Source organism: Pseudomonas sp. AKS31, from assembly GCF_023634765.1.
Lineage (GTDB): Bacteria > Pseudomonadota > Gammaproteobacteria > Pseudomonadales > Pseudomonadaceae > Aquipseudomonas.
This window is the reverse complement of the sequence record NZ_JAMLFX010000001.1, coordinates 1,262,508-1,276,038: the sequence shown is the minus strand read 5'-3', so window position 1 is coordinate 1,276,038 and position 13,531 is coordinate 1,262,508. Positions and strand designations below refer to the sequence as shown.

2 protein-coding genes are annotated in these 13,531 nt (G+C 62.4%); both read right to left on the bottom strand.

All coding sequences use genetic code 11. The annotated features are described in order from the left end of the window. Nucleotides 1-177: 177 nt before the first annotated feature. The gene (locus M9827_RS05620) at nt 178-1,134 is read right to left on the bottom strand and encodes an alpha/beta hydrolase (protein ID WP_250604076.1); all 957 of its coding nucleotides are present in this window, start codon (nt 1,132-1,134) and stop codon (nt 178-180) included. Between the two features lie 75 nt (nt 1,135-1,209). Then, complete coding sequence (locus tag M9827_RS05615; RefSeq protein ID WP_250604074.1) at nt 1,210-13,530, bottom strand: non-ribosomal peptide synthase/polyketide synthase; 12,321 nt, start codon at nt 13,528-13,530, stop codon at nt 1,210-1,212. Between the last annotated feature and the right edge of the window lies 1 nt (nt 13,531).

Sequence of the window (13,531 nt, the reverse complement as noted above, 5' to 3'; positions counted from 1 at the left end):
GGCGCAGCCAAACACAGCGAGAGGAGGTGCAGCGAAGCAAACCGTAGGCGCTGCGCCCGGATCGATCCCGCAGCGAAGGAACCCCGAGCCCCAGCGAAGTGCCGTACGTCAGGGCGGAACCCTAATCAGCCGTGACCGCAGCAACGGATATTCACCCAAAAACCAACAAAACCCCAATCACCCCAACACCCGCGCCAACGCCCGACTCAACCTCTCATGCACCCGCAATACATCAGGCATCACCGAAGCCATCCGCAGCAAATCATGCGTCAGCCCCAGACATTGCTCAACCTCAACACTCACCCCCTGCCCCCGCAATTTGTCAGCATAAGCCTGCCCCTCATCAAGCAACGGATCAAAACCCGCCAACAACACAATCGCCGGCGCCACACCCCGCAGATCCTCCGCCAACAACGGCGAAAAACGCCAGTCCAGATAATCTTGCGGACTGCGAGCGTAATGCTGATAAAACCAGTCAAGCGTATCGCTCTCCAACAAATACCCCTCGCTGAACAACAACCGCGAATCGTGCACACGCGAAGCATCGGTCACCGGATAGCACAACAACTGCGCCTTCGGCGCGATGGCCACAGTATGCGGTTGCACCACCGCCTGAATCGCCAGCACCGTGGCCAGGGTCGCACCAGCACTGTCACCACCAAACGCCACACGCGAGGTATCAAGGCCAAGGCTCACCGCGTTTTCCGCTAACCACGACAAAGCGTCTTCGCCATCCTCCAGCGCCGTTGGAAAACGATGCTCCGGGGCCAGTCGATAGCCGACCGACAACACCGCACAAGGCGTGCGCTGGCAAAACTCGCGGCACACGCCATCGTGGGAATCGAGGCTGCCGACGACGAAACCGCCACCGTGGAAATACACCAGCACCGGCATCGGCGAAACCGCAGCATTGGGTCGATACAGACGCAGTGCCAGCGATGCACCATCGCGTGCCAACGTGTCTATTTCGCTGACCAACAGGTCTTGCGGTGCCGCCCAGCGCAATTGCGCCGTGGTCTGTTCGAAGCTCGCGCGGGCTTCGCTCGGGGTCATTTGGTGCATGGCCGGCAGGCCGGCGTCCTGGCTGTCTTGGGCCAGGTCGAGAAAGGCTTCCAGATCAGGGTGTAACGACATCGCTAAAATCCTTGTATCGGCAAAAAAAGGGGCGCGCCTCGGCAGCGCCCCTAGAGATGACTGAACGCGTAGCGATCAGCCCGCGCGGGCCATGCAATGCTCGATCAACGCCTCCAGCTCACGCTGGTAATCGCTCATCAAGGCATCCATGGTGCCGGCGCGATAACGCTGGCTGCTGTAGATGCAACGCAAGGCCAACTGACCGTCATAGACCTGGCCGACAATTTCCAGCCAGTTGCCCAAATTGGCTTTGAGGCTGTAGTTGTCACCGGTTTCTTCCAGCGCCGGCACCAGCAGCGCCTGCTCGTCGAAGCTCTGATCGAATTGCCCCAGGTAGTTGAACGTGACCCGTGCTTGCGGCAGTTCGGCCAGTTGCCGCGCCACCTCAGCCCCAGCCAGATGACGCAATACGCCATAGCCGATGCCTTTCTGCGGGACTGCCGCCAACTGCGCTTGCACATTGATGATCGACTGACCGATGTCGTCGCTGTCGGGGCGCAAGCGCACCGGAAACATGCTGGTGAACCAGCCCAGGCTGCGGCTCAGGTCGATGGACTCGAACAGGTCTTCACGACCATGCCCTTCGAGCAGGATCAACGCCGACGGTTGTTGGCTCCAGCGGCACAGGGCACGGCTGAGCGCCGACAACAGCAGGTCGTTGATCTGCGTGCCATATACCGCCGGGGCCTGTTTGAGCAGTTGTTCCGTGTGCTCGCGGGACAGTTTGAGCCGCGCCTGTGCCTGCTGACGCACGAGGTTTTTGCCGCGCAGGTTGTCGCATGGCAAATCGACGCCCGGCTGATCCAGTTGCTCCAGCCAATACCCCAGTTCCTGCTCGGCAATCACCGGCGCCTGCGCCTGCAAGGCTTCGGCGAAGGATCGGTAACTGCTGGTGCGAATCGGCAGTTTCGGCTCGATCCCTTGCACGCAGGCCTCGTAAGCCACCTTCAAATCGTCGAGCAGAATTCGCCACGACACGGTGTCGACCACCAAGTGGTGAATCACCACCAGCAGGCGCGCCTGGCCATCCGGCAAGGCGACATGCATCACCCGCCATACCGGCCCGTCGTCGAGTTTCAAACTGCGCTGGGCGAGGTTGGCCAAGGCTTCGACCTGCTCGCTGTTGTCCGCCTCGCGGCGCCAGAGCAACGCTTCGCCCTGTTCACTGAGGTCGCAGTAACGCTGCAACCAGCGCCCGCCTTCGTGAGAGAAACGCAGGCGCAGCGAGTCGTGATGTTGCTCGATCCAGCCCAGTGCCTGCTCCAGCGCATCGAGGTCCAGCGGCTGGCGCGCGCTCAACAGCAATGACTGGTTGTAGTGATGCGCCTCGGCCATGCCTTCGGCAAAGAACCACTCCTGAATCGGCAAGAGATTGAACAAGCCCTCGGCGGCGACGTGCGTGACGTCCGCCTGCGGCAGTGCGGTGCCCTCCTTCACCGCTTCCTGCTCGACGATGCCGGCGATGGTCTGATAACGCATCAGGTCGCGCAGCTTGAGATCCATCTGCAACGTCGGGTGGTTTCTGACGCGGGAGATCACCTGCAAACTCAAAATCGAATCGCCGCCCAGTTCGAAGAAGTTATCGCTGATGCCCACTTGTTCGACCTGCAGCACCTGCGCCCAGATGTCCGCGAGCAGGCTTTCCTGCTCGTTGCGCGGAGCCAGGTATTGTTCGGTTTTGAACTCAGGCTCCGGCAGTGCCTTGCGATCAAGCTTGCCGTTCGGTGTCACCGGGAAAGCACTCAGGCAAACGATCTGCGCCGGCACCATGTATTCCGGCAACGAGGTGCGCAGGCCCGCCTTGAGTTCATCGCCGATGTCTGCACCGCTCGCGGTGACCACATAACCGATCAGTTGCTTGCCCGAGGCATTGTCGCGGGCGATCACCAGTGCATCGGTGACCGACGGCAACTGGCGCAGACTGGCCTCGACTTCACCCAGTTCGATGCGGAAACCGCGCACCTTGACCTGATGGTCGATACGGCCGACGTAATCGACCACACCGTCGGCGCGCAAACGCACCAGATCGCCGCTGCGATACAGACGCTCGCCCGCCGCGAACGGGTTGGGCACGAAGCGCTCGCAAGTCAGATCCGGACGGCCGTGATACCCCCGGGCGACGCCATAGCCGCCAATGTACAGCTCGCCGGCAAAGCCCGGCGGCAGCGGGTTCAGGTCTTCGTCCAGCACGTACAGCGAGCGTGCGCCCACAGCGCGGCCGATTGGCGCGTACGCCGCTTCGCAATGCTGGCTGACCGGAACTTTCCAGAGCATCGGCGTGACCACGGTTTCGGTCGGGCCGTAGCCGTTGGTGAAGTACTGCGGACGCAGCGCAGCCTTGACCTGCTCGAAGGTCTGATCCGGCACCGCATCACCGCCGAAGCAATAGATGCGCACCGCTGGCGGCGCAATACCGCTGGCCGCCGCGTACTCGGCCAGTTGCTTGAGATAGGCCGGCGGGAAGCAGGCAATGGTGATGCCGTAATCGTGCAGCGCCTGATAGGTCTGCTCCGGCGTCCACAGGCAACCGTCGCGAATCACCAGACGACCGCCACTGTACAAGGTGCTCAACCAGCGTTCATGGGCCCCGTCGAAGGCGAACGACATGAAGTGCAGCTCGCAACTGCTGGCGTCCATTTCGTACAACTCGGCGATGGCCTGACAGTGCATGCTCAGCGGGCCTTGGGTCACGGCAACACCTTTCGGTCGCCCGGTGGAACCCGAGGTGTAGACCAGATACGCCAGGCCCTGCTCCTGCACGCGGCGTTCGGGGGCGTGGTCGGCGTAGCGGCTTTCGTCGAGGTGATCGATTTCCAGACGCAGCAGGCCTTGTGGCGCTGGCAACGTGCTGCGCAGGCTGCTCTGGGTCAGCAACAGCGCCATGCCGGAATCTTCGATCATGTACGCCAGACGCTCCGGCGGATAATCGATGTCCAGCGGCACGTACGCCGCCCCGCTCTTGAGCACGGCGAGGAAGCTCACGACCATTTCCAGCGAGCGTGGCAAGGCCACGCCGATCACCACTTCCGCTCCGGCACCGTGTTCGATCAGGCAGTGCGCCAGTCGGTTGGCGCGTTGCTCGAGTTCGGCGTAGGTCAGGTTCATTCCGGCGCATTGCAGGGCGATGGCCTGCGGCTGCTGTTGCGCGTGACGGCTGATCAGTTCCGGCAACAGCACCGCTTGATGGGTGTGCGTCGGCTCGGCGCTCCAGGCCTGCGCGGCTTGCCATTGTTCGTGGCTCAGACGCTGCAGATTGCCGAGGCGTTCGTACGGCGCCGCCAGCATCGCGGCGAGGGTGTTTTCCATGGTCTGGCGAATACCGACAACCGCCTCGGCGCTGAAATGACTGCGCAGGTACAGGTATTCGATCGACAACTCGTCGCCGAGCATCACCGCGAGGTCCATCGGCACGTTGGTCACGCCATGGCCGATGGATTTGCCGAAGGTCAGGTCGGTGTCGTTTTCTTCCTGCAAGCGATCGTCGATCGGGAAGTTTTCGAACACCACGATGCTGTCGAACAGCGCCTGCCCACCGAGATTGGACCAGCGCTGTACATCGGCCAGCGGCGCCTGGGAATAATCGCGAATGTCGAGGTTGTAGGCCTGCACTTCGCCCAGCCAGTCAGCCAGACGCTGATCGGCTTGCGGCGTCTGAATGATCGGCAAGGTGTTGATGAACAGACCGAGCATGTTGCCGACATTCGCCAGACTTTCCGGACGCCCCGACACCGTGGCGCCAAAGGTCACCGTCTGCTGCCCGGTGTAGCGTTGCAACAGCAGCAGCCATGCGCCCTGAATCAGCGTGTTGGGGGTGATGCGCAGGTCGCGGCAGAACTGCAACAGGCGCGCGGTCTGCGCTTTATCCCAGTTCGAATAGATCGCATCGTGACCGGCGACATCGGCGCTGTGACGCGGGTGCATCGCCTGGCTCAGTGCCGTCGGCTCATTGACCACCGCCAGCCGCGCTTTCCAGAACAGCTCTTGGGCGTCCTGATCCTGCGCCTGCAACCAGGCGATAAAGTCGCGGTAACGACCGTTCTCGCCGCTGACTTCGCCCTTGGCGTAATACTGCAGCACCTCGCCGAACAGCCGCGAACTGCTCCAGCCGTCCATGAGGATGTGGTGGCTGGTCCAGATCATCTGGTACTGATCGTCGCTCAGGCGCAGCAGGGTCACCCGCAACAAACGCGCATCGGCCAGATTGAAACCGAGCGCACGGTCAGCGCTGGCAAACTCGGCAATCAGTTCTTCACTGGTTTCGCGCTCACGCCAATCGAGCACCTGCATTTGCAACGGCGCATGGCGATGCACCACCTGCAACGGTTTGGCCAGGCCGTCCTGCCAATGGAAACTGGTGCGCAGAATCGCCTGACGGGCGATGACAAATTCCCACGCCTGACGGAAGCGCTCCACGTCCAGACCCTTGATCGGCAGGCTGACCTGTTGCACGTACAGGCTGCTGCCGTTATCCGACAGCGTGTGGAAGAGCATGCCTTCCTGCATCGGCGACAGCGGGTAAACATCCTCGATCTGGTCTGCCGGCACCGGCAACGCATCGAGTTGCGCCTGATCGAGTCGGGCCAGCGGATAATCCACCGGCACCTCGTCGGCCGACGACTCGAGCGCAACCACAGCGGCGAGTTTCTGCACGGTCTGTTGCTGGAACAGGTCTTTGGGGGTGAAGCGAATCCCCTGCTGACGCGCACGGCTGACCAGTTGAATCGAGATGATCGAGTCACCGCCCAGCGCAAAGTAGTTATCGGTCACGCCGACCCGCTCGATCTTCAGAATGTCCTGCCAGACCTCGGCCAGTTGCTGCTCCAGCGGCGTCGAAGGCGCCACGTATTCGCGTTGCGACTGGCTGAGGTCCGCTGCCGGCAAGGCTTTGCGGTCAAGTTTGCCGTTCGGTGTCAGCGGCAACTGTTCGAGGAACAGCCACTGCGCCGGCACCATGTATTCCGGCAGATGCGCCTTCAACGCGGCCTGCAGCGTTTCATTCAAATCGTCCAGTTGTTCGAGGCTGAGGCTGCTGTCGCTCGGCACCACATACGCCACCAGTTGCTGACCACTGTGGCTGTCCACCGCCAGCACCACGCCTTCGCGCACGCTGTCCTGAGCGAGCAGGCGCGCTTCGATTTCACCCAGCTCGATACGGAAGCCGCGCACCTTGACCTGATGGTCGATGCGGCCGACGTATTCGATCCGACCGTCTTCGCTGAAGCGGGTCAGGTCGCCGGTGCGGTACATGCGCTCGCCGCTGCTCGAGAATGGATTGGGCAGGAAACGCTCGGCAGTCAGGCCCGGGCGGAACAGGTAGCCACGGGTGATGCCGTCGCCGGCCAGATACAGCTCGGCCGCCACGCCAATCGGTGCTTGCTGCAATTGCTCATCGAGCAGGTACGCCGTGGTGTTGACCAGCGGCCGGCCGATGTTCGCCTGACCACCCAGTTCGCGGCGGGTGCAGGTCGAATAGGTGGTGTCTTCCGACGGCCCGTACAGGTCGTAGACGTGCGCCACCGCCGTCTCGCGGTAGAGCGTGTCGACCAGGCTCTGCTTCAACGGCTCACCGGCGAGGTTGATGATGCGCACGCCCGGCGGAATTTGCCCGGTGCGTTGCAGCGCGGCAATCGCCGACGGCACGCTGTTGATCAGGCGCACCTGATCGCGCTCGGGCAAGTCCGGCAGTTCCAGGGCATTGCGTGCCATGACGATTGAACCGCCGCGTGCGAGGGTGACGAAAATCTCCCACACCGACAGGTCGAAGCACACCGACGTCGATGCCAGCACACCCTGCAGATCGTCTTCGCTGTAGACCTCGGCGGACCAGTGAATCAGCGCCTGTACGTTGCGGTGGGCAATGGCCACGCCTTTCGGCTTGCCGGTGGAACCGGAGGTGTAGATCACGTAGGCCAGATTGGCCGAATCAGCGCGCGCCGGAAGATTGTCCGCAGGTTGCTCGGCAAACGCCGCACCTCCGGCCTCGACCAGCACCACCTGCGCATCGGTCTGCGGCAGTTGTGCCAGCAGCGACTGCTGCGTCAGCAAGACTTTCGCCTGACTGTCGTCGAGCATGTAGGCCACGCGATCCGCCGGGTAATCCGGGTCCAGCGGCACATAGGTACCACCGGCCTTGAGCACCGCCATCAGGGCGATGACCAGCTCCGCCGAACGCGGCATCGCCACACCCACACGGATTTCCGCGCCGACACCCAGTGCCACAAGATGATGCGCCAACTGGTTGGCGCGTTGATTGAGTTCGGCATAGCTCAGGGCAACACCGGCATGACTCAGCGCCAGTGCCTGCGGATGCGCCGCGACGCGCAGCTCGAAACTCTGCGGGATCAGTCGCTCAGCCGGATACGCGGCCTGATGGTCGTTCCATTGCGCCAGGGTCTGGCGTTCGGCGAGTGGCAACAGGCCGATTTCACCGAGCAGACGCTGCGGCGCCTCGATGAACTGACGCAGCACTTCTTCCAGATGCCCTGCCAGACTCAGCACGCTGCGCTCGGCAAAGTGTTCGGTGAGGTAGTTGAAGTCCAGATTCAGGACATCGCTGGCCCCGGCGATCAGGGTCAGACCGTAGTTGGTTTGCTCGCGGTGCTCCAGGCCGCCAAAACGCAGACCACCCGGGTTGGCTTCCAGCGCTTCGGACACCGGATAGTTTTCAAACACCAGCAAGGTGTCGAACAGCGCTTCGCCACTCAGTTGGGCCAGACGCTGAATGTCCTGCAACGGCGTCTGTTCGTAGTCGCGCAGCAGCAGGTTTTTGTCCTGCACGCTGCGCACCCAGTCGCCGACGCTGAGCGTGGCTTGCGGGCTGGCGATCACCGGCAAGGTGTTGATGAACAGGCCCAATTGCTGCTCGATGCCCGGCAGATCCACCGGGCGCCCGGACACGGTTGCGCCAAAGGCTACCGTGGCCTGGCCGGTGTAGCGCTGCAACACCAGCAACCACGCGGCTTGCACGAGACTGTTGAGGGTCACTTGCTGCTGGCGGGAGAAACCGTTCAGGCGTTGAGTGAAGGCTGCGTCGAAATGCAGGCGATGCATCTGTTTGCCCGGCCCCGGCACGGTTCGCCCGTGGCAGGCCGAGGCGAGTCGGGTCGGTTCGTCCAGTGCGGCCAGTTGTCCGCGCCAGAAATCCTGTGCGGCGGCTTTGTCCTGACCTTGCAGCCAGACCAGAAAGTCGCGGTAGCGGCCCTGCGCGCTCGGCACCGGCTGACCGGCGTAGTCCTGCAACACCTCGCCGAACATCCGCGAGTTGCTCCAGCCATCCATGAGGATGTGGTGGCAGGTGAAAATCAGCCGATGGCGATCATCAGCCGTGCGCAACAGGCACAGACGTAACAGCGGCGGGTTCTGCAGATCGAAACCGCGTTCGCGATCAGCCTGCGCCCGCGCTTCGAGCACGGCCGGCAAGTCCGCCACACCGCGCACATCGACTTCGGGCATTTCCAGGGTCAACTGGCGATTGATCACTTGCAGCGGCGCATCGAGGCCATCGCGGCCCCAGATAAAACCGGCGCGCAGCACTTCATGGCGATCCACCACGCGCTGCCAGGCTTGCTGGAAACGCGCCACGTCGAGGCCGTCGATATCCAGCAGCATCTGATAGACATAGGCGCTGGCATCGGCGTCGTACAGGCTGTGGAACAGAATGCCTTGCTGCATCGGCGCCAGCGGATAGATGTCCTCAATGCGCTGGGCAGCGATCGGCAGGCTGTCCAGATGCGCCTGGGACAACCCGGCCAACGGCACATCCGATGGTGTCAAACCACCGCTCGGATGGCTCAGGCAGTGGTCGATCAATTCACCCAGCGCCACTTCATACGCGCGGGCTAACGCGTTGATGGTGCTCTCTTCGAAGACATCACCGCTGTAGGTCCAGGTCAGGCTCAACTGGCCCTGATAAACCCGGCCGTCGATGGTCAGCCAGTTGGCCATCGGCGCGTTTTCGTCCTGGCCGGCGCCCTTGTCTTCGGTGGCCGGCACCCACAGGGCGTGTTCATCGAAGTTGTTGTCGAACTGGCCGAGGTAGTTGAACGTCACCTTCGGTTGCGCCAGTTCGTTCAAAGCCGCTTGCGACTCGGCGCTGCCCAGATGACGCAGCAAGCCATAGCCAATGCCTTTGTTCGGGATCGCGCGCAGTTGCTCCTTGATGCCTTTGATCGAGGTTTCCAGACTGGCGTCCGGGGTCAGGCGCACCGGGAACATACTGGTGAACCAACCCACCGTGCGGCTGAGGTCGATGTCGTCGAACAGGTCTTCCCGACCGTGCCCCTCAAGCTGCACCAGGGCGCTGTCGGTGTTCGTCCACTGGCACAGCACGCGGCCCAGCGCGGTCAGCAGCAGGTCGTTGACCTGGGTGCGATAAACCGCAGGTGCCTGTTGCAGCAACTGGCGAGTGCGTTCGGCGTCGAGACGCGTATCGACGCTGCGTTCGAAACGGTTGCTCAACTGGCCTTGCGGATTATCCAGCGGCAGTTCGACCGAGACCTCGCGCAGTTGCCCGCGCCAGTAATCCAGTTCGCTTTCCAGTTCAGCGCTGCGGGCATGCGCCTGCAGACGCTTGCCCCAATCCTTGAACGCGCTGGTCTTGGCCGGCAGACGCACAACCTGACCGCTGCTCAGTTGTTGATAAGCGCTTTGCAGATCTTCCAGCAGAATCCGCCACGACACGCCATCGACCACCAGGTGATGAATCACCAGCAGCAGACGCTGACTGGCGTCCGGCAAGTCGACCAACACCGCGCGAATCAACGGGCCATCGAGCAGATCGAGGCTGCGCTGCAACTCCAGGCACAGCGCTGGCAATGCTGCGCTGTCGTCCAGTGTGACCGTGCGCAGCAAGGCTTGCGCCTGATCCGCAGGCGCGTGGCTTTGCTGCCAAGCGTCGTTGGTTGGCCGGTAACGCAGGCGCAAGGCATCGTGGTGGCGTTGCAGCTGCACCAGCGCCTGCTCCAGCGGCGCCGCGTGCAGTACGGTGGCCGGGGTCAGCAGGATCGACTGGTTCCAGTGATGCCGCGCCGGAATGTCGCTGTTGAAAAAGTAATGCTGGATCGGTGTCAGCACTGCGTCGCCGAGCACTTCGCCCTGCTGCATCTGCACCGCGTCGCTCTGTTGCGCGACGGTCGCCAGACGCTGCACGGTCTGATGCTGAAAGATGTCTTTGGGGGTGAAGCGAATGCCGGCCTGACGCGCGCGGCTGACCACCTGAATCGAAATGATCGAGTCGCCGCCCAGCTCGAAGAAGTTGTCGTTGAGCCCGACCCGCTCGACCTTCAACACGTCCTGCCAGATCTCGGCCAGACGCTGTTCCAGTTCGTTGCGCGGCGCGGCATAGACTTCCTGCACCTGGGCAACTTCCGGATGCGGCAGTTGCTTGCGATCCAGCTTGCCGTTAGCGGTCAGCGGCAGACGTTCAAGGAACGCCCAACTGACCGGAACCATGTAGTCCGGCAGGGACTCGCGCAAATGCGCCTTGATCGAATCGCGCAGCGCAGCCTGCCCTTCGCCGTCCGGCACTTCGTTCGCGACGATCCAGGTTGCCAGTTGCTGGCCGCTGATACCGTCGACCGCCAGTACCACAGCTTCGCGCACCTCGGCATGCTTGAGCAGTTGCGCTTCGATTTCACCCAGCTCGATACGGAAGCCGCGAATCTTCACCTGATGGTCGATACGGCCGATGTACTCGATCACCCCATCGCCACGCAGCCGCGCCAGGTCGCCGGTGCGATAAAGGCGCTCGCCGGCCTGCGGATTGAAGGGGTCGGGAACGAATCGCGTGGCGGTCATGCCGGCCTGATTCAGATAACCCCGGGCCAGACCGGCACCGGCGATGTACAACTCACCGATGCAACCTTGTGGCACCAGGTTCAGCGAGCCATCGAGCAAATACCACGAGAGGTCGACAATCGGTTCGCCGATCGGGCTGCTGTGGTTTTGCTGCAGATCGGCCATCGACAACGGCCGGTAGGTCACGTGCACCGTGGTTTCAGTGATGCCGTACATGTTGATCAGCGTGGGCGCACGGTCACCGAAACGCTCGAACCACGGACGCAGGCTCTGCACTTCCAGCGCCTCGCCGCCGAACACCACGTAGCGTAGAGAGTTATTGCGCGTCGATTCGCTGGCGACCTGCATCAAGGGCTTGAACGCCGACGGCGTCTGGTTCAGCACGGTGACGTTTTCATCGCACAGCAGCGTGTAGAAATCTTCCGGAGAACGGCTGATGTCATGGGGCACCACCACCAGTTTGCCGCCATACAGCAACGCGCCGAAAATCTCCCAGACCGAGAAGTCGAAGGCGTAGGAATGGAACAGCGTCCAACTGTCCTGCGGACCGAAATCGAACCAGTGTTCGGTGGCGCTGAACAACCGCATGACGTTGCCGTGCGGCAGCAATGCGCCTTTCGGCTTGCCGGTGGAACCGGAGGTGTAAATGACGTACGCCAGGCTGTCTGGCGTGGTCAGGCACAGCGGGTTGGTTTCAATGCCGGGTTCTGGCGCCTGATTCAGATCGAGGCACGCCAGCCCCGGTGGTACCGGCAGTTGCGCAAGCAGATGGCCTTGGGTCAGCAGCAGCTCGATGCCACTGTCCGCGATCATGTAGCTCAAGCGATCATCCGGGTAGCCCGGATCCAGCGGCACATAAGCGCCACCGGCCTTGAGCACGGCGAGGATGGCGACAATCATGTCCAGCGAACGCTCGACCGCCACGCCAACGCGCACGTCCGGGCCGACGCCACGGGCGATCAACGCATGCGCCCACTGATTGGCGCGGCGATTGAGTTCAGCGTACGTCAGGCGTTGCCCGTCGCAGGTCACAGCGATCGCATCGGGATAACGCTCGGCCTGCGCTTCAATGGCTTGGTGAATGCACTGTCCGAGCGGTTGTTCGATGCGCTCAGGGTTCCACTGCGCCAGCAATTGTTGCTGCTGGCCGGCATCGAGCATCGGCAACTGACCGATGCGCTGAGTCGGCTCGGCAACGATGGCCTGCAACAGCGCGTTCCAGTGTTGCGCCAGACGTTCGATGGTCGCTGCATCGAACAGATCGGTGGCGTACTTGAGCACGGCTTCGATGCCATGGGCCTGTTCGGTGGTGTTGAGCGTCAGGTCGAACTGCGCGGTCTGGCTCTGCCATTCCAGTGGCTCGATGCTCAGGCCATTCAAACGGGTTTCGACGCTCGCGCGGCGCTCGGCCTGATGGTTGAACATCACCTGGAACAGCGGGCTGTGACTGAGGCTGCGGCCCGGCTCCAGCGCTTCGACCAGTTGCTCGAAGGGCAAGTCCTGATGGGCTTGCGCTTCTTGCGCGGTCTGTTTGACCTGACGCAGCAGATCGACAAAGGACATCTGCCCGTCGATGTCGGCCTTGAGCACCTGGGTGTTGACGAAGAAGCCGATCAGCCGTTCGATCTCTACCCGGCCGCGGTTGGCATTCGGCACACCAACTCGGATGTCGGCCTGACCGCTGTAGCGGTGCAACAAAGCCTGGAACGAGGCCAGCAAGACCACGAACAGGGTGACGTTTTCTTGCCGGGCGAAGGCTTTGAGCGCGTTGCTCAGTGCCGGGTCGAGAATCAGGTTGTGGCTGGCGCCGGCGAAGCTTTGCTCGATGGAGCGCGGGCGATCCATCGGCAGTTCCAGCACCGGTTGCTCGCCGCCGAGTTTCTCTTGCCAGTAGGCCAGTTGCCGCTCCTGCTCACCGGCCTCCATCCACTGCCGTTGCCACAAGGCGTAGTCGGCGTACTGAATCGGCAGGGCCGGCAGACCGGCGTCGTGACCGAGGTTGAAACCGGCGTAGAGCTGCACCAGTTCCTCGATCATCACTTGCAGCGACCAGCCATCGGAGACGATGTGGTGCAGGGTCAGCACCAGCACATGGTCATTGGGGGTGACTTGCAGCAGCGCTGCGCGCAAGAGCGGGCCGTGCTGCAGGTCGAAAGTTTTCTGACTCTGGGTCTGCACAAACGCCTGGATCGAGGCATCCGCGTCGTTCGTCAGCTCAGCGCTCAGTTGATGGATCTCCAGTGCAAAGGGCCCTGCGGGCAGGACCACTTGCAAGGGTTGCGCGGTTTCCTGGGAGAACACCGTGCGCAAGGTTTCGTGTCGGTCGATCAGCGCCTGAACGCTGCGCTCCAGCGCGCTGACATCCAGCGGGCCCTGCAAACGCAGGGCCGTCGGAATGTTGTAGGCCGCACTGTGCGGCGCCCACTGCCAGAGAAACCACTGGCGCTGCTGAGCGTAGGACAGCAGCAACGGCTCTTCAGCCGTGCGCTTGAAAACCGGGGCAATGTCAAAGAGGTTGACGCCTTTCTGCTTGAGCAGAACCGCCAGAGCCTTTCTTTGCTTAGCCGAAAGTTGTCCTACCGACTCGATTAACTCTTGCACG